The sequence below is a fragment of the Streptomyces sp. NBC_00271 genome (genome assembly GCF_036178845.1).
In the GTDB taxonomy this organism is placed as follows: Bacteria; Actinomycetota; Actinomycetes; order Streptomycetales; family Streptomycetaceae; genus Streptomyces.
In genome coordinates, this window is record NZ_CP108070.1 from 7,208,747 (window position 1) to 7,230,382 (window position 21,636).

Consider the following 21,636-nt stretch of genomic DNA (forward strand, 5'->3'; position numbering starts at 1 on the left):
GACGCGTTCCGTAATCTGGGCGGCATCTGTGGCCACAGCTCGGTAACGGACCGGACAGAAGGGGTTTTCCGTCTGGTCTACGCGCGTTACGCTGCGGCGGAATCAGCGCCTGGTATGGGCGCTTGCACAAAGGAGTCAAGTTCCATGCGCCGGGTGTCCCGAATCACAGTTGCGGGCGTTGCGACCGCTACCCTCGCCGTTGCTCTCTCCGCCTGTGGCGGAACGTCCAGCGACGCCACCAGCTCCAGCTCCAGCGGCGGCAAGACCAAGGGTCTCGCCCTCGCGTACGACGTCGGCGGCAAGGGCGACCAGTCCTTCAATGATGCCGCCACCGTGGGCATGACGAAGGCCGACAAGGAGTTCGGCTACACCTCGCAGGCCGTCGAGCCGACCGACGGTGAGTCGGACGCCGACAAGGTGCAGCGCCTCGAGCAGCTCGCCAAGCAGGGCTTCAACCCGGTGATCGGCGTCGGCTTCGCCTACGCGCCGGCCGTCAAGGAGGTCGCGGCGAAGTACCCGAAGATCACCTTCGGCATCATCGACGACGAGCAGGACAAGGCGGCCAACATCGCCGACCTGGTCTTCCACGAGGAGCAGGCTTCCTACCTCGCCGGTGTCGCCGCCGCCAAGACCACCAAGTCGAACACCGTCGGCTTCATCGGCGGTGTGGACGTCCCGCTGATCCACAAGTTCGAGGCGGGCTTCAAGCAGGGCGTCGAGGACACCAAGAAGGGCGTCAAGGTCAAGTCGCAGTACCTGACCGAGACTGCCGCCGAGGGTGGCTTCTCCAGCCCGGACAAGGGTGCGAGCGCCGCGCAGGGCCAGATCGACGCGGGCGCCGACGTCGTCTACGCCGCCGCGGGTCTGTCCGGGCAGGGCGTCATCCAGACCGCGTCCAAGGACAAGGTCTGGGCGATCGGCGTGGACTCCGACCAGTACAAGCAGGACGCGCTGGCGAAGTACAAGGACGCCATCCTGACCTCGGCCATGAAGGACGTCGCCGGGGCCGTGTACAACCTCGCGAAGTCGGTCCACGACGGCAAGCCCGAGACCGGCGTCGTCCGCGCCAGCCTCGCCACCGGCGGTGTCAGCCTCGCCGACTCGAACCCGGTGTTCAAGAACAACGCCGACCTGCAGGCCGCGCTGAAGAAGGCCGAGGCGGGCATCAAGGACGGCTCGATCACGGTCAAGACCTCCTGAACGCGCTGACTCCCGGCCAAGGTCAAGACGTCATCACCGGGCGATAACCACTCGCCATCACCGGACGTCGAAACCATGGCCAAGGCAACGCTGTAATGGAAGCGTTACGGCCACGGAACGGGGTGTGGGGAGGATGACCTTCCCGCGCCCCGTTCGCGCGGCAGAATGCTCGGACCGGACGTAGCCGAATCAGATCGAGAACCCGATTGAATCCGGTCGAACCAGATCGAACTCGATCGAGAATGAGATCGAATCGGGCCCGGCCAGTCCGAGCACTATTTAAAGCAGGGGCGCTACGCGCGTAGATCGGCCCCTTTTCCAAGGAGAGTGCGCCATCGACGCGTCCAGCAGCCCTCCGCTCACCGCGCAGTCGACCGCGGTCGAGCTGGTGGGGATCACCAAGCGCTTCCCGGGTGTGGTGGCCAACCACGACATCCACCTGACGGTCCGCAAGGGCACGGTCCACGCCCTCGTCGGCGAGAACGGTGCCGGCAAGTCGACGCTGATGAAGATCCTCTACGGCATGCAGAAGCCGGACGAGGGCACCATCGCCGTCGACGGTGAGCAGGTCGGCTTCTCGTCGCCCGCCGACGCCATCGTGCGCGGCATCGGCATGGTCCACCAGCACTTCATGCTCGCCGACAACCTCACCGTCCTGGAGAACGTCGTCCTGGGCAGCGAGAAGCTGTACGGCATCGGTGGCGGCGCCCGTAAGAAGATCAAGGAGATCTCCGACCGGTACGGGCTGAACGTACGCCCGGACGTCCTGGTCGAGAGCCTCGGTGTCGCCGAGCGCCAGCGGATCGAGATCCTCAAGGTCCTCTACCGCGGCGCTCGCATCCTGATCCTGGACGAGCCCACCGCCGTACTGGTGCCGCAGGAGGTGGACGCGCTCTTCGACAACCTGCGCGAGCTCAAGTCCGAGGGCCTGGCCGTCATCTTCATCTCGCACAAGCTGGGCGAGGTTCTGTCGGTCGCCGACGAGATCACGGTCATCCGGCGCGGTACGACGGTCGGCACGGCCGTCCCCGCCGAGACGACCCCCCGCCAGCTCGCCGAGATGATGGTCGGCAGCGAGCTGCCCACTCCGGAGACCGCCGAGTCCACGGTCACCGACAAGGCCGTGCTCACCGTCAAGAACCTCACTGTCTACGCCAGCGGCGGCGCCTCCCTCGGCGAGGTCGGCGCGCAGCCCGAGACCGCGACCCCCGGCTCGGCCGGTGCGACGGCGGGCGCCGACGTGCTCACCGAGGCCACCGCCCCCGGCGCCGCCAAACGCATCCTCGACGACGTCACCTTCACCATCCACGCGGGTGAGGTGATGGGCATCGCCGGTGTCGAGGGCAACGGTCAGACCGAGCTCATCGACGCGCTGATCGGCCTCAAGGCGGCGGACTCGGGAGCCATCACCTTCCTCGGCGACGAGATCACGGGGTGGGCCACCCGCAAGCGCCGTGAGAAGGGCATCGGGTACATCCCCGAGGACCGGCACCGCCACGGCCTGCTGCTGGAGTCCCCGCTCTGGGAGAACCGCATCCTCGGCCATGTCACCGAGGCCCCCAACGCGAAGGGCTTCTGGCTCGACATCAAGGGCGCCCAGGAGGACACCAGGCGGATCGTCAAGGAGTACGACGTCCGCACCCCCGGCATCGACGTCACCGCCGCCTCGCTCTCCGGCGGCAACCAGCAGAAGCTGATCGTCGGCCGCGAGATGAGCCACAAGCCGCGCTTCCTGATCGCCGCCCACCCCACCCGCGGTGTGGACGTCGGCGCGCAGGCCGCGATCTGGGACCAGATCCGCGAGGCCCGCCGCGAGGGCCTGGCCGTGCTGCTGATCTCGGCCGACCTGGACGAGCTGATCGGTCTGTCGGACACCCTGCGGGTGATCTACAACGGCAGGCTCGTGGCGGACGCCGACCCGGCGACCATCACCCCGGAGGAACTCGGCTCGGCCATGACCGGCGCCGCCTCCGGACACCTGGAGCACGTAGCGGAAAGCGCCGCCCCGGAGGACGAGGCCCGATGAAGAAGTTCGACAAGGAGCGCGTGCTCCTCGCGGTGGCCGGCCCGGTCATCGCGCTCGTCGCGGCGGTCGCCCTGACGTCGATCGTGCTGCTCGCCTCGGGCAAGAGCCCGTTCGAGCCGTACTCCCTGATGCTGGAGCAGGCCACCTACTCCGACATCCAGGTCCTGATCCTCAACCAGGCGTCGATGTACTACATCGCCGCGCTGGCGGTGGCCATCGGCTTCCGGATGAACCTGTTCAACATCGGTGTCGACGGCCAGTACCGCCTCGCCGCGATGATGACCGCGGTGGTCGGCGCGCACCTCGCGTTCCCGTCCTTCCTGCAGATCCCCGTGCTGATGCTGGTCGCCATGCTCACCGGCGCCATGTGGGCCGGTATCGCGGGCGTCCTCAAGGTCACCCGGGGTGTCAGCGAGGTCGTCGCGACGATCATGCTGAACGCGATCGCCACCAGCGTCATCGGCTACCTCACCCTCTCCGACAAGTTCGGTGTGCAGCTCGGCAACAACATGACCACCGGCGTCATGAAGAAGTCCGGCTGGTTCCCCGGCATCAACCTCGGCTCGGACGTCGGCGAGATCTACGGCCTCGTCTTCCTCGCGATCCTCATGGGCGTCCTGTACTGGCTCGTCCTCAACCGCACCCGCTTCGGCTTCGACCTGCGCGCCACCGGCGCCTCCGAGACCGCCGCTGCGGCCTCCGGCGTCGACGCCAAGAAGATGGTGCTCACCGCGATGCTGATCTCCGGCGCGGTCGCGGGCCTGTCCGGTCTGCCGCTGCTGCTCGGCGACGCCCACACCTACAGCCTGACCTTCCCGACGGGACTGGGCTTCACCGCCATCACCATCGCCCTGCTCGGCCGCAACAGCCCCGTCGGCATCGCCTTCGCCTCCCTCCTGATCGCCTTCCTCGACAAGGCGTCCCCCGCTCTCGACTACGCGACCCCGGTGGCGTACGAGAAGGAGATCGCCACGATCATGCAGGGCCTGATCGTCTTCGCGGTCGTCATCTCCTACGAGGCCGTACGCGTCTGGGGCCTGCGCCGCCAGCAGAAGCAGGTCGGTGAGGAACTGGCCGCGGCCGCCGCCAACAACAACTCCCCGAAGGAGGTGGCTGCCCGATGAGCACCGCGACCGTCGCCAAGCCGCAGGCGCAGCAGCCCGGCAAGGGCAGCCGCCGATTCTCGCTCCCCGTACTCCTGCTGATCATCGCGGGCGTACTGATCCTGACCTCGGTCGTCCGCCTGATCACCGGTGCGGACGGCATCACCTCGACCGGACAGATGTCCACGGCGCTGCGCCTCGCGGTGCCGATCGGACTCGCGGGCCTCGGCGGTCTGTGGGCCGAGCGCGCGGGCGTCGTCAACATCGGCCTCGAGGGCATGATGATCCTCGGCACCTGGTTCGGCGCCTGGGCCGGCTACCAGTGGGGCCCGTGGACCGGTGTCGCCTTCGGCATCATCGGCGGCTGCCTCGGCGGCGTCCTGCACGCCATCGCCACGGTGACCTTCAACGTCAACCACATCGTCTCCGGTGTGGCCGTCAACATCCTGGCGCTCGGCACCACCCGCTATCTGTCGAAGTTCACCTTCGAGGGCGTCCCGCAGGGCTCCTCCAAGCAGTCGCCCCCGGTCGACTCGCTCGGCACGTTCTCCATCCCAGGGCTCTCCAGCGGTCTGGACACGCTCAACCACAAGGGCTGGTTCCTGATCTCGGACATCGCCGGTCTGCTCGCGGGTCTGATCACCGACCTGTCGCCGCTCACCGTCGTCGCGGTCGCCCTCGTACCGATCACCTGGTGGGTGCTGTGGCGCACGGCCTTCGGCCTGCGGCTGCGCTCCTGCGGTGAGAACCCGGTGGCCGCCGAGTCCCTCGGCGTCAACGTCTACAAGTACAAGTACATCGCCGTGATCATCTCGGGCGGCTTCGCCGGCCTCGGCGGTGCCTTCCTGTCGATCGTGGCGTCCAACGTGTATCTGGACGGCCAGACGGCCGGCCGCGGTTACATCGGTCTCGCCGCGATGATCTTCGGCAACTGGATGCCGGGCGGCCTGGCCCTCGGCGCGGGCCTGTTCGGCTACACCGACAGCCTCAACCTGCGCGGCGGCGGTACGAACGTCCACGCGCTGATCCTGCTGCTGGCGATCCTGCTGGTCTTCGGCGCGGCCTACCTGGTGTGGAAGAAGCGGTACACCCCCGCCGTCATCACCGCCCTGATCTCGGCGCTGATGTTCGTCTGGTACACCTCCACCAACGAGGTGCCCAAGCAGGTCGTGACCGCGACCCCGTACATCGTGACCCTGCTCGTTCTCTCGCTGTCCGCACAGCACCTGCGGATGCCGAAGGCGGACGGCATGCCGTACCGGAGAGGACAGGGCAAGTGACGTCCGCCGACGCCGGGTCCACGGCCGTCGACTGGGAGGCTCTGCGGGAGCACGCGCGGGACGCCATGTCCCGGGCGTACGCCCCCTACTCGGGCTTCCCGGTCGGTGTCGCGGCGCTCGTCGACGACGGCCGGACCGTCACCGGCTGCAACGTCGAGAACGCCTCGTACGGGCTCGGCCTGTGCGCCGAGTGCGGTCTGGTCTCCCAGCTGCTGAACACCGGTGGCGGTCGGCTGACGCACTTCACCTGCGTCGACGGACAGGGCGAGATCCTCGTCCCGTGCGGACGCTGCCGCCAGCTGCTGTACGAGTTCGGTGGGGCCGATCTGCTCCTGGAGACCCCGGCCGGAATCCTGCCGCTCTCCGAGATGCTGCCGCAGGCCTTCGGGCCGGAGAATCTCATCAAGTAACGCCTGCGCGGCCCCTCCCGACGACCGGACGATGAACGACCGATCGGGAGGGGCCGCGGATTTTCGGAAGTCTTCGGAAGGAAAGCCATGGCCATGGACGCCGTCTCCGTCATCCGCACCAAGCGGGACCGCGCCGAGCTCAGCGACGCGCAGATCGACTGGGTCATCGACGCGTACACCCGCGGCGAGGTCGCCGACTACCAGATGGCCGCCCTCAACATGGCGATCCTGCTCAACGGCATGAACCGGCGCGAGATCGCCCGCTGGACCGCCGCGATGATCGCCTCCGGCGAGCGCATGGAGTTCTCCTCCCTCTCCCGCCCGACCGCCGACAAGCACTCCACGGGCGGCGTCGGCGACAAGATCACCCTTCCGCTGGCGCCGTTGGTCGCCGCCTGCGGCGCGGCGGTCCCGCAGCTGTCCGGACGCGGCCTCGGCCACACCGGCGGCACGCTGGACAAGCTGGAGTCGATCCCGGGCTGGCGCGCCCTGCTGTCGAACGAGGAGATGCTGAACGTCCTCGACACGACCGGTGCGGTCATCTGCGCGGCGGGCGACGGACTGGCCCCGGCGGACAAGAAGCTCTACGCGCTGCGCGACGTCACCGGCACGGTCGAGGCGATCCCCCTCATCGCCTCCTCCATCATGTCGAAGAAGATCGCGGAGGGCACGGGCTCGCTGGTCCTGGACGTGAAGGTCGGCACCGGCGCCTTCATGAAGACCATCGAGGACGCCCGCGAACTCGCCTCCACGATGGTCGGGTTGGGCACCGACCACGGCGTGAAGACGGTCGCGCTCCTCACGGACATGTCGACCCCGCTGGGCCTGACGGCGGGCAACGCGCTCGAAGTACGGGAGTCGGTGGAGGTCCTGGCGGGCGGCGGTCCGGCCGACGTCGTCGAGCTCACCATCGCCCTGGCGCGCGAGATGCTGGACTCGGCGGGCATCAAGGACGCCGATCCGGCGAAGGCCCTCGCGGACGGCTCCGCGATGGACGTCTGGCGCCGCATGATCGCCGCGCAGGGCGGTGACCCGGACGCCGCGCTGCCCACCTCCCGCGAGCAGCACGTGGTGACGGCCCCGTCCTCCGGCGTCCTGACCCGTCTGGACGCCTACGACATCGGCATCGCCGCCTGGCGCCTGGGCGCGGGCCGCGCCCGCAAGGAGGACCCGGTGCAGGCCGCCGCGGGCGTCGAGCTGCACGCCAAGCCCGGCGACACCGTCACCGCGGGCCAGCCCCTGCTGACCCTCCACACCGACACCCCCGAGCGCTTCGAGTACGCCCTGGAGTCGGTCGAGGGTTCCTACGACATCGCGGCCGCGGGCACGGACTTCAAGGCCGCGCCGGTCGTGCTGGAACGTATCGCCTGACTCCGTACGGCAGTTGCCCCGTCCGGCAGCTGATTCCGTACGGCGGTGGAGGGGCCGACGCGTCTGCGCCGGCCCCTTTCGCGTGCCGTCAGCCGAGTACGGCCGCGATCACCACCAGCACCGGCACCGACAGGATCGTCGACAGCAGGATCGACTCCCGGGCCAGCGTCTCGCCGACCCGGTAACGCGAGGCGTAGGTGAAGAGGTTCTGGGCGGCGGGCAGCGCCGAGGTGACCACGACGTCGAGCAGCGGCGCGCCGTGCAGCCCGAACAGGCCCACGGCCAGGGCCCAGGCGGCCAGCGGCTGGCCCACCGACTTCAGGACGACGGACAGCAGCACCGGGTACCGGTCCGCGCCCCGGCCGGGCAGCGTGCTGCCGCACAGCGAGATGCCGAACGCCAGCAGGACCGCGGGCACCGACATGTTGCCGATCAGTGTGAGCGGGTCCATGACCGGTCCCGGCAGCGTCAGACCGGTCGCCGACACCGCGACCCCGCTCAGCGAGCCGACCGCGATGGGATTGCGCAGGGGAGTGATCAGCCGCTGCCACAGAGAGCCCTTCTCGCCGTCCCCCGACAGGTCGAGGACGGTGAGTGCGATGGGCGTGACCATGATCTGCTGGAAGAGCAGTACGGGCGCGACGAGCGAGGCGTCCCCCAGCACGTACACCGCGATCGGGATGCCGAGGTTGCCCGAGTTGACGTAGCTGGAGCAGAGCGCGCCGATCGTCGTCCGGCCCACGCCCCAGCCGCGTACGACCCCGATCGCGACGAAGACGCCGGCCGCCGCGGCCGTGCTCATCGCCGTCACCAGGAGCCGGCTGGAGAAGATCACCGACAGGTCGGCCCGGGCGAGCGTGGTGAACAGCAGCGCGGGGGAGGCCACGTGGAAGGCGAGCTTCGTCAGCACCTCCCGCCCGTTCTCCCCGAGATAGCCGCGGCGTCCGATGACGTAACCGACCCCGATGACGACGGCGATGACCGCGAAGCCCGTCAGCACGCCTTGCACGGTGCCTCCTTCGCGTGGAGGAGGCCGTCGGGTATCACGGAAGGCGCTGATTCATGGGGCATACACCCAACCCTCTGGGGCGGGAGGGGCGCAGGTCAATGTGATCCTTTGCGGGCGCGCGGCTCGAACCGGTCGGTTCTCCGCGATGAGTTCCGTGCCCCCGGCCGGTCTACTGACCGTGGACGCCACGACACCCGCCGTACTCGTGCTGCCCGGCCCCGTCACTCGTGACCAGGTGCCGGGGCTCTGTGACGACGTGCGCGCGCGGCTGGCGGCGAGCGGTGCCGGGGTGGTGGTCTGCGATGTCGGGGGCCTCGGTCCACCCGGCCTGGCCACCGTCGACGCCCTGGCCAGGATGCAGCTCGCCGCCCGCCGGGCTGGGGGCCGTGTCCGTCTGCGCGCCCCGGACCCGTCCCTCCTCCTGCTTCTCGATCTAGTCGGACTTTGCTTCGAGGTGGAGGGGGAGGCCGAAGAGCGGGAACCAGCGCTTGGTGTCCAGGAAGCAGTGGAACCCGGTGATGCGACCGTCTGAGATCTCCAGGGCCTGGATCGCCCAGGCACTGAAGCCGCCCTCCTCCGGATCCGGCTTGTAGTGCGCGAATCCCGGCAGACCGTTGACCGCGACCGGCAGCAGGCGCGAACCCGCGCAGGAGGCACCGAGGGTCGTCATGAAACCGGTGATGTCGCCGGTGCCGCGCAGCCACAGGTCGAACGGCGGCATCGTCATGATCGCGTCCTCGTGGAGCAACGCGGTCAGCGCCGTCATGTCGTACCCCTCGAACGCGGCGACATAGCGCTCGAGCAGCTTCTGCTGCTCCTCGTCGAGCGGGTCGGAGACGGCGGCCTCGGCGCCGTCGCTCTCCGCGAGGGTCGCGCGGGCCCGCTGCAACGCGCTGTTGACCGAGGCGACCGTCGTCCCGAGCAGCTCGGCGACCTCCGACGCCTTCCAGGCCAGGACCTCGCGCAGGATGAGCACGGCGCGCTGCTTGGGCGGCAGTTGCTGCAGGGCGGCCATGAAGGCGAGACGCACCGACTCCTTGGCCACCGCGGCCTCGGCCGGGTCACTGACCGTGGGCAGCACGCGCGCGTCGGGCACCGGCTCCAGCCAGGTGTTGTCCGGGCGCGGGGTGAGCGCCGCCTGGGCCAGGGGTGAGGGACCGCTCAGATCCATCGGACGCGCCCTTCGGTTGCCCGCGTTCAGCATGTCGAGGCAGACGTTGGTGGCGATCCGGTACAGCCAGGACCGCATCGACGAACGGCCCTCGAACTTGTCGTAGCTCCGCCAGGCGCGGACCATCGTGTCCTGCACCGCGTCCTCCGCCTCGAAGGAGGAGCCGAGCATCCGATAGCAGTACCCGGTCAGCTCGACCCGGTGCTTCTCCAGCCGCACGTCCAGATCTGTCGTCGCCGTACCGTCGCTCATAGCCAACCCACCCCTGTGGCCGTTCCCGTCGCACCGTCGCGTCGTTGCGCCGGCACTTCGGAAGCTACCGCAGCCCACTGACAATGGCCCCCGGAGTGGGAAAAAGCGGAGCTCAGACCAATTGCTTCACGGACATGAGCAATTGCCGCTGCACACCGCCCGCTTCACTCCCGGCTGCTCGAAGGAGTTCAGGGCGTCCAGAGAACGGACCCCCAGGGGGAACGTAGGAGTGTCAGGGACGCTCAGTGTGCCAGGGCCGGTTCGCGGTGGGGCTGGGTGCGGGCCGCGTGGGAGCCGAGCAGGGTGATCGTGACGACGCCGAGGACCGCGAACAGTCCGAGTGCCACCGTCCCGGCCCACCCGCCCGCGTGGAAGGCGACCGCGCCGAGCGTGCTGCCCGCGCTGGAGCCGATGTAGTACGCGGACTGGTAGAGGGCGGAGGCCTGGGCGCGGCCCTGCTTGGCGGTGTGGCTGACCGACGAGGACGCCACCGCGTGGCCCGCGAAGAAGCCCGCGGTGATCAGCACCAGGCCGAGCAGGACGAGGGGCAGGGAGTCGACCAGGGAGAGGAGCAGGCCGGCGGTCGTGGTGCCGCCCGCCAGGTACAGGGAGCCGCGTCGGCCCAGGCGGGCGACCAGCCTGCCCGCCGTGGACGCCGACACCGTACCGACCAGGTACACCAGGAAGATCGAGCCGATGATGCCCTGGGGGAGGGAGAACGGGGCCTCGGTCAGGCGGTAGCCGATCACCGTGTAGACCCCGCCGAAGACCATCATGAACAGCGCGCCGATCGCGTACAGCCGGCGCAGCAGCGGGTTCGCGAGGTGGTCACGGACCGTACGGGCCAGCACCCGCGGCCGCAGCGAGCCGGGCGTGAAGTGCTTCGGCGCGGGCAGGAGCATACGGAAGGCGACCGCGCAGGCCACCGCGATGATCCCGATCGCGGCGACGGCCACCCGCCAGCCCCACTCCTGCGCGACCCAGCCGGTGATGACCCGGCCGCTCATCCCGCCGACGCTGTTGCCCGCCACGAAGAGGCCGATCGCCGTGATCAGGGCCTTGGGGCGGACCTCCTCCGCCAGATAGGCCGTCGCGGAGGCCGGAAGGCCCGCCAGCGCCGCGCCCTGCACCGCCCGCAGCGCGACCAGCGCGCCGATCGACGGGGCGAAGGGGACCAGGAGCCCGACCGTCACCGCGACCGCCAGCGACGCCGTCATCAACGTACGCCGTCCGAACCGCTCCGACAGCGCGCTCATGGGGAGGACGAACAGTGCCAGCGCACCCGTCGCCGCGGACACCGTCCAGCTCGCCTCGCTCGCGCTGACCCCGAAGTCCGTGGAGACGAGCGGGAGGAGGGCCTGCGTGGAGTAGAGGAGCGCGAAGGTCGCCACACCCGCGAGGAAGAGCGCGAAGCTCATGCGGCGGTAGCCGGGCCCACCCGGGGTGAGACGGGAGTCGACGGCGGCGGTGGGGGACGTGACGGAGGAGGTGGCGCCCACGGTGGTGGACGCCCCGGTACTGGCGGAAGGCATACTTCGAAACTAAAGAGCCGCCGTTCATCCGTCCAATGCATGGAATCGCCATAATCGTTCCCATGGTGCATCAGCAAAGGTCAGGGCCTCACCTGTCACCGTCCAGTGACACAGAAGACAGCGCGGGCATGTCGAGGCTGCTCGCCCCACGCCTCGCGTACTTCGCCGGGGTCGCCCGCACGGAGCACGTCACACGCGCCGCGCAGGAGATGCGGGTCCCCCAGTCGACCCTTTCGCGCGCCATGGTCCGGCTCGAACAGGACCTGGGCGTCGAGCTGTTCGCACGCCGGGGCCGCACGGTCTCCCTCACCCCCGCGGGCCGTACGTTCCTCTCCTCCGTCGAGCGGGCCCTCGCCGAGATCGAGCGCGCCGCCGAGGAGGTGCGCGCGGACGCCGACCCGGCCACCGGCAAGGTCGCGTTCGGCTTCCTGCACACCATGGGCTCGGAGACCGTCCCCGGCCTGATCCGCGCCTTCCGCGCCGACCACCCCCGGGTCCGCTTCAGCCTCGTCCAGAACTACGGCGAGGCGATGCTGGAGGGGCTGCGCTCGGGCGAGCTGGACCTGTGCCTCACCTCGCCGGTGCCGGACGCGCCCGACCTGGTGGGCCGCCTCCTCGACGAGCAGAAGCTCCGGCTCGTCGTGCCGGCCGACCACCGCCTCGCCGCCCGCAAGCGCATCCGCCTCGCCGAGGCCGCCGACGAGACCTTCGTGACCCTCGAACCCGGCTACGGCATGCGCCGCATCACCGACGACCTCTGCCAGGAGGCCGGCTTCAAGCCCCGCATCGCCTTCGAGGGCGAGGAGGCCGAGACCCTACGGGGCCTGGTGGCCGCCGGCCTCGGAGTCGCCCTCCTGCCCCCACCGGCCGTGCCCCGCCCAGGGGTGGTCGAACTGACGGTCACGGCCCCGAGAGCGGTCCGCGAGATCGGCGTGGCATGGCTGGACGGCCACCCGGACACGCCCCCGGTGGCAGCCTTCAAAAGGTTCCTACTGTCGCGAAGGGGACGGCTCCTTCCTGACTGACGGCACGAGCAGTGCCGCTGTCTTAGGGGCGCGGGGAACTGCGCGACAAGCCCCCACCGTGCCGCAGACAAAACCCAACCTAACGACGCAACGCCTTCCCGAAGCCGGAGGCAAGCGGCATCCGCAACCCCAACGGCGGCGGAGCAGCCAACGCATCCTCCAACGGCCGCGCCAACCCGCGCCCGAACAACGCCCCCATCACGAAGTCCTCCGCCAGCGCATGCACTTCGGACCGGTACTGGTGCAACCCGTGCCCGTCGGAGTGGACCTCGAACCGGCAGATGTCCCGGTTGGACTTCTTCGCCCGCGCCGCGAGCCGGAAGGACAACTCCGGGTCGGTGCGCTCGTCGTTGGTGCCGTGCACGATCAGCACGCGCCGCCCGGCGAGCTGCTTCACCGGTTCGGGTGGCGCCGCCACGTCGTCCTCGGGGAGCCAGGGGGCGAGCGCCAGAACGGAGTTGACGGCGGTGTGCCCGGCCGCGCGCAGCGCCGCCCGGCCTCCCATGCCCACACCGGCGAGGCACACCGGCACGTCTCCGTAGCGGCGTACGACCTCGTCGGCGGCCCAGGACGCGTCGTTCGCGAGATGCGCCTCGCTGCCGTTCCAGCCGCGGAAGCGGTAGTGCACGACATGGGCGGCCAGGCCTTCCGCGTGTCCCGCGCGCATGAGCCGGCGGCCGAGCGCGCGTACGGAGGCGGTCGCCAACATCGGGGACGGTCTGCGCGCGGAGACCTCGTCGCCGCCCGGGAGCAGCAGAACCACTCCGCTGACGGCCGTCGGCTCCGGGCCGATCGTCCTCCCCAGCCGGGCCCTGCGAACCGGCGTCGCTTGCTGTGCCATGACAGAACAGTGTCAGAAGTGACCGTGTACGCCACCCGTCCGCCTGGTCACCGTTACGTATCGACGGACGGCACGACAGGAGATCTACGCGCGTAGGGGCTACAGTGCGAAAATGACGAGCCAGATCCGGAACACCCCGAGCTCGGAACAGATCCGCCGGGCGCCCAAGGTCCTGCTGCACGATCACCTCGACGGGGGCCTGCGCCCCGGGACGATCGTGGAACTCGCCCAGGAGACCGGCTATTCCGGGCTCCCCGAGACCGACCCCGACAAACTCGGCGTCTGGTTCCGCGAGGCCGCCGACTCCGGGTCCCTGGAGCGGTACCTGGAGACCTTCGCCCATACCTGCGCCGTCATGCAGACGCGCGAGGCGCTGGTCCGGGTCGCCGCCGAGTGCGCCGAGGATCTCGCCGAGGACGGGGTCGTCTACGCCGAGGTGCGCTACGCGCCCGAGCAGCACCTGGAGACCGGGCTCACCCTCGAAGAGGTCGTCGAGGCCGTCAACGAGGGCTTCCGGGAGGGCGAACGGCGTGCCCGGGAGAACGGTCACCGCATCCGGGTCGGCGCCCTGCTCACCGCCATGCGGCACGCGGCCCGTGCCCTGGAGATCGCCGAACTGGCCAACCGCTACCGCGACCTGGGTGTGGTGGGCTTCGACATCGCGGGCGCCGAGGCGGGCTTCCCGCCCACCCGTCACCTCGACGCCTTCGAGTACCTCAAGCGCGAGAACAACCACTTCACCATCCACGCGGGCGAGGCCTTCGGGCTCCCCTCCATCTGGCAGGCGCTCCAGTGGTGCGGTGCGGACCGGCTCGGCCACGGTGTGCGGATCATCGACGACATCCAGGTCGCGGCGGACGGCTCGGTGAAGCTCGGACGGCTGGCCTCGTACGTCCGTGACAAGCGCGTCCCGTTGGAACTGTGCCCCAGCTCCAACCTCCAGACCGGCGCCGCCGACTCCTACGCGGAGCACCCGATCGGTCTGCTGCGGCGCCTGCACTTCCGGGCGACCGTGAACACGGACAACCGGCTCATGTCGGGGACGAGCATGTCGCGCGAATTCGAGCACCTGGTCGAGGCGTTCGGTTATTCGCTCGATGATATGCAGTGGTTCTCTGTCAATGCTATGAAGTCAGCATTCATTCCTTTCGATGAACGACTGGCCATGATCAATGACGTGATCAAGCCTGGATATGCAGAACTCAAGTCCGAATGGCTGTTCCAGCAGACCGCCTCCACCAGCGGTTCCGTGGGGGAACAGGGCTGATCGGAGGAGCGAAAAGCAGCCGGGTCTTCACTTGTTCTCCATGACTCGGCTGCTTTCTGATGTTTGCGGAGGGTGGCTCGGCGTGTTTACGTTTTTGGACCGCTCACATCCCCGTCACACGGATCCAAGGACGCATTCAATATGAAGCAGTCTGCTGCCAAGACCCTCGGCGTCGCCGCTCTCGGTGCCGCATTCGCCGCCGTCGGCGCGGGCGCCGCGAACGCCGCCCCGGCCGTGCCGGATGCCTCCCAGGCGCTGGACACCGTTACCCAGACGCTGCCCGCGCAGAACGCCGCGGCGGCGCTCCCGGGTGCGGGAGAAGCGCTCACTCAGGGGCAGGGCGCGCTCGGCGCGGGGGTGGCCGCGGCCCAGCCCGCCGTCGCGAAGGTCCTTGCCGACGGGCCGGCGGCGCCGGTGGCCGGGCTGCTCGGGGGGCTGCCGCTGCAGGGCCTGCCGACGCACGGTCTGCCGGTGAACGGGCTGCCGCTCGGCTGACGCCTTCCGCTTGTTTCGGTCTTTCGCCTGTACGAACGCCGGTGGGGCGCACCCTGTTGGGGGTGCGCCCCACCGGCGTGTCATGCCGTGGGTGGAGGCCGGGGGTCACCAGGCCGTGCGGGCCTTGTCCTCGGAGGGGAACAGGATCCACAGCGCTATGTAGAGCAGGAACTGCGGGCCCGGGAGCAGGCAGGAGAGAACGAAGATCACGCGCATCGTGGTCGCGGAGGTGCCGAAGCGCCGCGCCAGCGCTGCGCACACTCCGCCGATCATGCGGCCGTTGGTGGGGCGGGCAAGGGCGGTCATGATGGCTCCTTCGTGAACCGTGGCGGGATGCCGGGGTGTTGGGACATCGACGTCTTCTTCGGCGTCTTCTTCGATGTCTCCGGCTTCGATGTCTTCAACGCTACGGTGACGAAGGGGGCGAAGCGTCGCTCTATGGGGCGATGCCGACCCTGGGAATCGTCGGGGTCCGACCCTGAGCCGTGTCCTCCCGGGGGAGGGCCGCGCGGCGCCGGGTCTCGGCCCGGCGGCGGAGCCTGACCCTGGCGGCCGGCACGATCGCGAGATGGGCCAGGGCGACGCCGACCGTGTTGAGCAGCAGGGAGTCGACGTCCACGACCTGGCCGGGAACGCCGGTCTGCAGCAGTTCGATGCCCAGCGAGATCAGGGCGCCCGCGGCGACCGTGCGGACGAGGGAGCCGAGCGGGGACGCCGTCAGCTTGCCGCCGGCCATGGGGAGCAGGACTCCGAGCGGGGCGAGCAGGCCGAGACCCTCGCCCATCCGGCGGGCGGCTTCCGTCGGGCCCAGCGCGAGATCGGCTCTGATGCCGGCGAACGGGCGGAGGTTGGCGGGGCTCACCCAGGGGACGTCCAAGGGACGCAGGGTGATCCAGGCGACGAGCGCGAGATGTGCGACGAGGAGGAGAGCTCCTGCCGCACGGACGCGGGTCACGGCGCTGCCGCCGCCTTCGCCTTGACGTTGCACGCCTCCCAAGACGCGGGGGTCGGCAGGATCGGTTCCGGGTTGTCGGTGAGCTTGGGACTGAGGGGTGAGGGATGCGCCACACGTACGGGGCGGAGCGGGAACGGTTCGGCGCCGCGCGTTGGGGTTCGGCGCCGCGCGTAGGGGTTCGGCCGCGGGCCGGTGGGGGCGGGCCGCGCAGTTCCCCGCGCCCCTGAGCCCGGGGCTTCGCCCCGGATCCCCGCGCCCCTGACTACGCGCCGGCGACCTTCGTGGACGGCGGGGACTTGGTGGTGGGGTTGGCGCGGACGTCGGTGGGGCACTCGTAGCTGCGCAACGGGGTGGCGTCGGGCCCGCCGAGGATGACCGAACCGTCGTCCTGCGCGGCGGCGGAGTCGGAGAAGGTGCAGATGATCTGGGCGAGGGCGGCCGAAGTCAGGTCCTGGGGAGGGGTGCTGAGACGGAGCGCGGCCTCGGGGTCCTTGGGCCGAGGCCCGCTCACCGTCATCCCGCCCCGCACATCGGTCGTGTAGCCGGCCTGCTGCTCGGGCGTGGAGGGCGTCTCGGCGAGCTCGTCGAGGAGCCCCTGCGCCACCAGAACCCGCCGCGCCCCCTCCGCCGTACCGTCGGGAATCCGCACGGACCGGTCGACCGTCACCAGTTGCCCGGAGCAGATCAGGAAGACCTGGACCGGGATGCCACGGGAGGACTGGGTGGTGATGTCCTGGCCGGACAGCGCGCACGGGACCCGGGACGGCGCCGGGCCGAAGTCCGTCGGGACCTGGGTGGAGCGGATACCGCAGCCCGCGAGCAGGACGGTGAGGAGAGGGAGGGAGAGGAGGGAGAGAGAAGCGAGAGGCGTCCGTCGGCGCCCGTCTCGGCCTCGTACCAAGGTCGTCATCCGGCGCTGCCCTCCGTACCGTTCCCGTTCCGTCCGCGCTCGCGCTCGTCGTCGGCGAGCAGCTCCGAGGCGTCCTGGGGGAGGCGGAGCGTGAAGACGGCGCCCCCCTTGGGCGCGTTGGCCGCGGTGATCTCGCCGCCGTGGATGTGCGCGTTCTCCAGGGCGATGGAGAGACCCAGACCGCTCCCCTCGGAGCGCGGGCGGGAGGCGCTCGCCTTGTAGAAGCGGTCGAAGACGTGCGGGAGGACATCCTCGGGGATGCCGGGCCCGTGGTCCTGGACCTCGATGAGCAGGTCGTCGGCCTCTACGCGGACCGAGACACGGACCGGACTGCCGCCGTGCTTCAGCGCGTTGCCGATGAGGTTCGCGAGGATCACGTCCAGGCGGCGCGGGTCGAGGCGCGCCATGATGCCGCGCTCGGCGTCCAGGTCGACGGCGTCCAGCCAGGCACGCGCGTCTATGCACGCGGTGATCTGGTCGGCGATGTCCACGTCGTCGAGGACCAGCCGGGCGGTGCCCGCGTCGAAGCGGGTGACCTCCATGAGGTTCTCGACCAGGTCGTTGAGGCGGCGGGTCTCGCTGACGACCAGCCGGACGGCCGGTTCGATCATCGGGTCGACACTGCCGGTCTCCGCGTCGAGTTCCTCTTCCAGGATCTCCGTCACGGCGGTGATCGCGGTGAGCGGCGTACGGAGTTCGTGGGACATGTCCGCCACGAAGCGGCGGGACGCCTCCTCGCGGGCGCTCATGTCGTCCACGCGCTTCTCGAGGGACTCCGCGGTGTGGTTGAACGTACGGGAGAGATCCGCGAGTTCGTCCGTACCCGAGACGCGCAGCCGGGTGTCGAGCTTGCCCTCGCCCAGACGGCGGGCCGCGATGCCGAGGCGGTGCACCGGCTTGAGGACCGTCGTCGCGGCGGCCTGGGCGAGCAGCGCCGAGCCGATCAGGGCCAGGCCGGTCGCGATGCCCAGCGACCAGGCCAGCGAGTTGAGGTCCTTGGCCTCGGGCTCCAGGGACTTGAGCATGTAGCCGGTCGTCGTCCCGCCGATCACCTTCGCGCCGCCCACCAGGTACGGCTTGTCGTGGTCGGTGATGCGCTGCCAGTACAGGTGATAGGCCGACTTGTTGTTCGAGGAGAGCGACTGCTCCTTGTTCACGGCCTTCTGGAGGGACTTGGGTACGTCGTCCAGCGTGAAGGTGTCCAGCGCGGAGTTGCCGATGACCGTCTTGCCGGTGCCGTCCTGGGCGACGAGGAGCACGCTGAAGCGCTGGCTGCTGTTGGCCATCTGGCCCGCCGTGCGCTGCAGTTCGTCCTGCGCCGGGTGCACCGGCAGCATGCTCGCGTGGTTGCGCATCTCCTGCTGGAAGTCGCGCAGCACCGCGTCCTGCGTACGCGTCAGCACGGCCTCGCGGTTGAGCCAGTACGCGATGCCCGACGCCGACACGGCGGCCGTGAGCGCGACGAGTCCGAACACCACGACCAGCCGCAGTCTCAGACTCGTGAAGCGCACCCCCGCCAGGATCGCCCGGCGCGCCGCGGCCCAGCCGCGGAGCTCGTCGTGCGGTGGGGTCACTGAGGAGTGTCCAGTCGGTAGCCGACTCCGCGAACCGTACGGATCAGGGTGGGCGAGGACGGAACGTCCTCGATCTTCGCGCGCAGCCGCTGGACACACGCGTCCACCAGCCGCGAGTCGCCCAGGTAGTCGTGCTCCCACACCAGGCGCAGCAACTGCTGGCGGGACAGCGCCTGTCCGGGCCGGCGGCTCAGCTCCAGGAGCAGCCGCAGCTCGGTGGGCGTCAGCTGCAGATCCTCGCCGTTCTTGGTGACCGTCATGGCCGCACGGTCGATGACGAGGGAACCGAACGTCGCCGCGTCGTTGGCCTCGCGCTCCCCGCGCCGCAGCACGGCCCTGATACGGGCGTCGAGCACCCGCCCCTGCACGGGCTTGACGACATAGTCGTCGGCACCGGACTCGAGTCCGACCACGACGTCGATGTCGTCGCTGCGCGCGGTCAGCAGAATGATCGGCAGCTGGTCCGTTCGCCGGATGCGCCGGCACACCTCGAACCCGTCGATGCCGGGCAGCATCACGTCCAGCACGATCAGATCCGGCCGCTGCTCACGCAACAGCTTCAGACCGTCCTCGCCGGTGGCAGCGGTGGCCACCCGGTGTCCCTGGCGCGTCAAAGAGAGCTCCAGGGCCGTCCGGATGGCGTCGTCGTCCTCGATCAGCAACAGGGAAGGCACGAACGTCATTCTGGCCCATGGCGAGGGACTCTTTCGACAGTTGGAGCGCTCCCACTCATCTCCCGCACAGAAGGAGGCGCCCGAAGGGCGTCCGCGTAGCCGTACCGCGCTCCTCTGTGACCGCGCTGTGATCGTGCCGTGACGCGCCTGGGGAGGGGCCCTGTGACAGGTCTGTGACAGTCGGCGGACACGGCCATGAAGTGGCCCGGGCAAGCTTTTCGACACAAGCAAGAGAGCACGACGGCAAGACGGCAACACAGCACGACGGAAAGAACCGAAGAACCGGAACTCCACGACGGGGGGCGCGAGATGAACACGCTGCACAGCACCAGCACTAGCGCAGTTGTCACGCGGCTCCACGACGTCAGGGGTTCGGAGAAGTCCGGTGCCGTGAGCGGGCGGGGGTGCGCTCGCGGCACCGGGCGTCAGCACACCACGTACATGACGGTGGTTGACGCCTTCACGGGGGAGAACGGCGGTAACGGGGGAGCTCACGGGGGAGCCGCGTACAGGGAGGCCACGGGGGAACGTCGCTCGGTGTCGGAGGCGGAGTTCACCGCCTACGTCCAGGAGCGCCGCGCCTCCCTGTACGCAACCGCCTACCACCTGACCGGGGACCGCTTCGAGGCCGAGGACCTGCTGCAGAGCGCGCTGTTCTCGACGTACCGGGCCTGGGACCGGATCAGTGACAAGGCCGCGGTCGGGGGCTACCTCCGCCGCACCATGACCAATCTGCACATCAGCGCGTGGCGCCGCCGCAAGCTGAACGAGTACCCGACCGAGGAACTGCCGGAGACCGCCGGTGACACGGACGCGATGCGCGGCACCGAGCTGCGCGCCGTGCTGTGGCAGGCGCTGGCCCGGCTGCCCGAACTCCAGCGCACCATGCTGGTCCTTCGTTACTACGAGGGCCGCACGGACCCGGAGATCGCGGAGATCCTCGACATCAGTGTCGGCACGGTGAAGTCGAGCATCTGGCGGTCGCTGCGCCGGATGCGTGAGGACGAGGTCCTCAGCTTCGGCCGTGACGAGGAGGAGTCCTTCGGGGAGCTCGTCGCCTGAAGGTCTGTGGGGGAGCGGGCAACCGGTAGTACCGGTTGGTACGGGGGAGCAGTACCGGGGGGAAAACCAACGGGGTCGGGGGACCCCTGAGGAGCACGGGGGAAACGAGAAAAGGTCCGGGCGGACGGGGGGTCCGCCTGGGCCTCTTTTCGTGTGGTGGCCCCCTTCGGCGAGGGGCCTCCTCACGTGTCCTCGCGCAGGGACTCTGACTACGCCGGTGCCGTGCAGCGTCCTGCGGCAGCCGCGGCCAGTCGGCCCAGGGCCTCGGCCTTGTCACAGGGGTGCGCGCCCAGCGCGCTCTGCCGGGCCACGATGGAACGTTCGGAGCGCATCAGGCGCCAGCCGCGGCGCAGCAGGAACGGCACCGACTTGCGGCCCTCCCGCAGATCCCGCAGGAAGCGGCGGCGGAACGTGGTCAGCGGGCCGCGCGACAGACACAGCGCGTCGGCCAGGATCCCCAGCTCCCGGCAGCGCTCGACGATCTCGGCGGCGAAGATGCCCTCCGCGATGAACAGCGGCGTCCGCTCGATGTGCAGCGCCTCCGCGCCGGTACGGGCGCTCAGCGAGATGTCGTAGACGGGAATGGTCGTACGTCCCGTACGGCACAGCTCCTCGATCGCCGCGACCGCGATGTCCGCGTCCCACGACTGCGGATGGTCCCAGTCGATGTCGGAGCTGCCCTCGACCTGGGGGAGCGTCGGGTCGGTGCCCTCTTTGTAGAAGTCGTCGAGGCGGAGCACGGGGAGTCCGGAGTCGGCCGCGAGAAGGGACTTTCCAGAGCCGGAGGGGCCGCAGAGCAGCACCACACGGGTGGGTATCGGAGGATGGGAACCCAATTCTCTGTACCTTCTGTGACTCGGCCGGGCCACGCCGCGCTTCGGCGGGCCTCCGGAACATTATCCCGAAGGATTATCGGGGTTACGTCCGTATGTCTGTTGACCCGCACAGGGGAATCCGCCGCCATCGCCGCCCGCGGCGGCATCTGGTTCAACTACTCTGCGTGCGATTCCCGTTGCTCTCCGCCCGCATTCGCTCACGCTCACCGAAGAGGACATCCGATGGCGCGACACGCACACCAACAGACCCCCCTGGCCCGCACCACCGCGCGCGTCGCCGTCGCGCTCGGGGTGGTCGCCGCCGGTGCGGCCGCCGCCGCGAGTCCGGCCGTCGCGGACGCGGCCCCCGCCGTGGATCTGACGCGCACCCAGCCGACCTCGCTGGGACACCTCGACCCGCAGGCGGGCCTGGGGGTCCTGACCGGCTCGGTGGGATATGTCACCGGTCCGATCGCGGGCCTCAAGCCCAACCCGCTCGCCGGCACGGGGGTCGACCCGCTCGACAACGGGGTGGGCACCCAGCTCGCGGACTTCAAGCCGCTGACCTCGCGGGCCCTGACGGGGCCGCTGGCGCAGGCGCAGTCGGTGGGGAGCGTGCCGGTGGCGGGACAGGCGTTGGGGTTGCTGGGGGGTGTGTGAGTCG

General features: G+C 69.8%; 22 protein-coding genes. 12 read left to right on the forward strand and 10 right to left on the reverse strand.

The genetic code is table 11. The annotated features are described in order from the left end of the window. Positions 1–144 precede the first annotated feature (144 nt). The 6 genes from OG798_RS32905 (at position 145) to OG798_RS32930 (ending at position 7,390) form a co-directional block, all read left to right on the forward strand. Positions 145–1,200 (forward strand): BMP family lipoprotein, encoded by a 1,056-nt coding sequence (locus OG798_RS32905; RefSeq protein ID WP_095852939.1) that lies wholly within the window; start codon positions 145–147, stop codon positions 1,198–1,200. 334 nt (positions 1,201–1,534) lie between these two features. Continuing rightward, positions 1,535–3,226 (forward strand): ABC transporter ATP-binding protein, encoded by a 1,692-nt coding sequence (locus tag OG798_RS32910; RefSeq protein WP_095852938.1) that lies wholly within the window; start codon positions 1,535–1,537, stop codon positions 3,224–3,226. Then, a complete protein-coding gene (locus OG798_RS32915) occupies positions 3,223–4,350 on the forward strand; it encodes an ABC transporter permease (RefSeq protein WP_095852937.1) in 1,128 nt (375 codons plus the stop codon). The genes OG798_RS32910 and OG798_RS32915 overlap by 4 nt, the downstream gene beginning before the upstream one ends. After that, positions 4,347–5,609, forward strand: a complete 1,263-nt coding sequence (locus OG798_RS32920; RefSeq protein ID WP_095852936.1) for an ABC transporter permease — start codon at positions 4,347–4,349, stop codon at positions 5,607–5,609. The genes OG798_RS32915 and OG798_RS32920 overlap by 4 nt, the downstream gene beginning before the upstream one ends. Continuing rightward, the gene (locus OG798_RS32925; RefSeq protein WP_095852935.1) at positions 5,606–6,019 is read left to right on the forward strand and encodes a cytidine deaminase; all 414 of its coding nucleotides are present in this window, start codon (positions 5,606–5,608) and stop codon (positions 6,017–6,019) included. The genes OG798_RS32920 and OG798_RS32925 overlap by 4 nt, the downstream gene beginning before the upstream one ends. Positions 6,020–6,106: 87 nt before the next feature. Next, positions 6,107–7,390, forward strand: coding sequence for a thymidine phosphorylase (locus tag OG798_RS32930; protein WP_328758124.1), 1,284 nt, complete (start codon positions 6,107–6,109; stop codon positions 7,388–7,390). A gap of 88 nt (positions 7,391–7,478) precedes the next feature. On the opposite strand, the gene OG798_RS32935 is transcribed toward OG798_RS32930, so the two are convergent. Next, on the reverse strand, positions 7,479–8,399 hold the full coding sequence (locus OG798_RS32935; RefSeq protein ID WP_097224964.1) for an AEC family transporter: 921 nt from the start codon (positions 8,397–8,399) through the stop codon (positions 7,479–7,481). 145 nt (positions 8,400–8,544) lie between these two features. On the opposite strand from OG798_RS32935, the gene OG798_RS32940 reads away from it, so the two are divergent. Beyond that, a complete protein-coding gene (locus OG798_RS32940; protein ID WP_267062682.1) occupies positions 8,545–8,931 on the forward strand; it encodes an STAS domain-containing protein in 387 nt (128 codons plus the stop codon). Here the strand turns inward: OG798_RS32940 and OG798_RS32945 are convergent. Further along, complete coding sequence (locus OG798_RS32945) at positions 8,833–9,822, reverse strand: sigma-70 family RNA polymerase sigma factor (protein ID WP_121415203.1); 990 nt, start codon at positions 9,820–9,822, stop codon at positions 8,833–8,835. The two genes, OG798_RS32940 and OG798_RS32945, sit on opposite strands and share 99 nt — an antisense overlap. A gap of 242 nt (positions 9,823–10,064) precedes the next feature. Further along, complete coding sequence (locus OG798_RS32950) at positions 10,065–11,354, reverse strand: MFS transporter (protein ID WP_267062683.1); 1,290 nt, start codon at positions 11,352–11,354, stop codon at positions 10,065–10,067. Between the two features lie 62 nt (positions 11,355–11,416). Here OG798_RS32950 and OG798_RS32955 point away from each other — a divergent pair, with 62 nt between their 5' ends. Then, positions 11,417–12,379 (forward strand): LysR family transcriptional regulator, encoded by a 963-nt coding sequence (locus tag OG798_RS32955; RefSeq protein ID WP_179436457.1) that lies wholly within the window; start codon positions 11,417–11,419, stop codon positions 12,377–12,379. A gap of 79 nt (positions 12,380–12,458) precedes the next feature. Here OG798_RS32955 and OG798_RS32960 read toward each other — a convergent pair whose 3' ends face one another. After that, positions 12,459–13,220 (reverse strand): alpha/beta hydrolase family protein, encoded by a 762-nt coding sequence (locus OG798_RS32960; RefSeq protein WP_121415200.1) that lies wholly within the window; start codon positions 13,218–13,220, stop codon positions 12,459–12,461. Between the two features lie 112 nt (positions 13,221–13,332). Between OG798_RS32960 and OG798_RS32965 the strand changes: the two genes are divergently transcribed. Then, positions 13,333–14,487 carry an adenosine deaminase gene (locus OG798_RS32965; RefSeq protein ID WP_095852928.1) on the forward strand — a complete coding sequence of 385 codons (1,155 nt, stop codon included), beginning with the start codon at positions 13,333–13,335 and terminating at the stop codon, positions 14,485–14,487. Positions 14,488–14,628: 141 nt separating this feature from the next. Continuing rightward, positions 14,629–14,982, forward strand: coding sequence for an ATP-binding protein (locus OG798_RS32970; protein WP_095852927.1), 354 nt, complete (start codon positions 14,629–14,631; stop codon positions 14,980–14,982). A gap of 105 nt (positions 14,983–15,087) precedes the next feature. Here the strand turns inward: OG798_RS32970 and OG798_RS32975 are convergent, their stop codons facing one another. The 5 genes from OG798_RS32975 to afsQ1 form a co-directional block, all read right to left on the reverse strand. Continuing rightward, on the reverse strand, positions 15,088–15,288 hold the full coding sequence (locus OG798_RS32975; protein ID WP_054233643.1) for a PspC domain-containing protein: 201 nt from the start codon (positions 15,286–15,288) through the stop codon (positions 15,088–15,090). 130 nt (positions 15,289–15,418) lie between these two features. Beyond that, positions 15,419–15,970 carry a VanZ family protein gene (locus OG798_RS32980; RefSeq protein WP_095852926.1) on the reverse strand — a complete coding sequence of 184 codons (552 nt, stop codon included), beginning with the start codon at positions 15,968–15,970 and terminating at the stop codon, positions 15,419–15,421. 229 nt (positions 15,971–16,199) lie between these two features. Next, a complete protein-coding gene (locus tag OG798_RS32985) occupies positions 16,200–16,847 on the reverse strand; it encodes a hypothetical protein (RefSeq protein WP_267062684.1) in 648 nt (215 codons plus the stop codon). Continuing rightward, the gene (locus OG798_RS32990; protein WP_095852924.1) at positions 16,844–18,421 is read right to left on the reverse strand and encodes a sensor histidine kinase; all 1,578 of its coding nucleotides are present in this window, start codon (positions 18,419–18,421) and stop codon (positions 16,844–16,846) included. Before OG798_RS32990 ends, OG798_RS32985 begins: the two co-directional genes overlap by 4 nt. Beyond that, positions 18,418–19,095, reverse strand: a complete 678-nt coding sequence (afsQ1, locus tag OG798_RS32995; protein WP_095857824.1) for a two-component system response regulator AfsQ1 — start codon at positions 19,093–19,095, stop codon at positions 18,418–18,420. Before afsQ1 ends, OG798_RS32990 begins: the two co-directional genes overlap by 4 nt. 309 nt (positions 19,096–19,404) lie before the next feature. On the opposite strand from afsQ1, the gene OG798_RS33000 reads away from it, so the two are divergent. Further along, positions 19,405–20,157, forward strand: a complete 753-nt coding sequence (locus tag OG798_RS33000; RefSeq protein ID WP_075028321.1) for a SigE family RNA polymerase sigma factor — start codon at positions 19,405–19,407, stop codon at positions 20,155–20,157. Positions 20,158–20,366: 209 nt separating this feature from the next. Here OG798_RS33000 and OG798_RS33005 read toward each other — a convergent pair whose 3' ends face one another. Further along, positions 20,367–20,993: a uridine kinase family protein gene (locus OG798_RS33005; protein ID WP_095852923.1), complete on the reverse strand. Its 627-nt coding sequence runs from the start codon at positions 20,991–20,993 to the stop codon at positions 20,367–20,369. Between the two features lie 222 nt (positions 20,994–21,215). Between OG798_RS33005 and OG798_RS33010 the strand changes: the two genes are divergently transcribed. Then, complete coding sequence (locus tag OG798_RS33010; protein ID WP_095852922.1) at positions 21,216–21,632, forward strand: hypothetical protein; 417 nt, start codon at positions 21,216–21,218, stop codon at positions 21,630–21,632. The last annotated feature ends 4 nt before the right edge of the window (positions 21,633–21,636 follow it).

Bases quoted from the DNA above. Each gene is read 5' to 3' on its own strand.
- OG798_RS33010 (WP_095852922.1), top strand. From the start codon at position 21,216: ATGGCGCGACACGCACACCAACAGACCCCCCTGGCCCGCACCACCGCG.
- OG798_RS32985 (WP_267062684.1), bottom strand. From the start codon at position 16,847: ATGACGACCTTGGTACGAGGCCGAGACGGGCGCCGACGGACGCCTCTC.
- OG798_RS32905 (WP_095852939.1), top strand. From the start codon at position 145: ATGCGCCGGGTGTCCCGAATCACAGTTGCGGGCGTTGCGACCGCTACC.
- OG798_RS32940 (WP_267062682.1), top strand. From the start codon at position 8,545: ATGAGTTCCGTGCCCCCGGCCGGTCTACTGACCGTGGACGCCACGACA.
- OG798_RS32930 (WP_328758124.1), top strand. From the start codon at position 6,107: ATGGCCATGGACGCCGTCTCCGTCATCCGCACCAAGCGGGACCGCGCC.
- OG798_RS32975 (WP_054233643.1), bottom strand. From the start codon at position 15,288: ATGACCGCCCTTGCCCGCCCCACCAACGGCCGCATGATCGGCGGAGTG.
- OG798_RS33000 (WP_075028321.1), top strand. From the start codon at position 19,405: ATGAACACGCTGCACAGCACCAGCACTAGCGCAGTTGTCACGCGGCTC.
- OG798_RS32955 (WP_179436457.1), top strand. From the start codon at position 11,417: ATGGTGCATCAGCAAAGGTCAGGGCCTCACCTGTCACCGTCCAGTGAC.
- OG798_RS32960 (WP_121415200.1), bottom strand. From the start codon at position 13,220: ATGGCACAGCAAGCGACGCCGGTTCGCAGGGCCCGGCTGGGGAGGACG.
- OG798_RS32970 (WP_095852927.1), top strand. From the start codon at position 14,629: ATGAAGCAGTCTGCTGCCAAGACCCTCGGCGTCGCCGCTCTCGGTGCC.
- OG798_RS32915 (WP_095852937.1), top strand. From the start codon at position 3,223: ATGAAGAAGTTCGACAAGGAGCGCGTGCTCCTCGCGGTGGCCGGCCCG.
- OG798_RS32945 (WP_121415203.1), bottom strand. From the start codon at position 9,822: ATGAGCGACGGTACGGCGACGACAGATCTGGACGTGCGGCTGGAGAAG.
- OG798_RS32965 (WP_095852928.1), top strand. From the start codon at position 13,333: ATGACGAGCCAGATCCGGAACACCCCGAGCTCGGAACAGATCCGCCGG.
- OG798_RS32950 (WP_267062683.1), bottom strand. From the start codon at position 11,354: ATGCCTTCCGCCAGTACCGGGGCGTCCACCACCGTGGGCGCCACCTCC.
- OG798_RS32920 (WP_095852936.1), top strand. From the start codon at position 4,347: ATGAGCACCGCGACCGTCGCCAAGCCGCAGGCGCAGCAGCCCGGCAAG.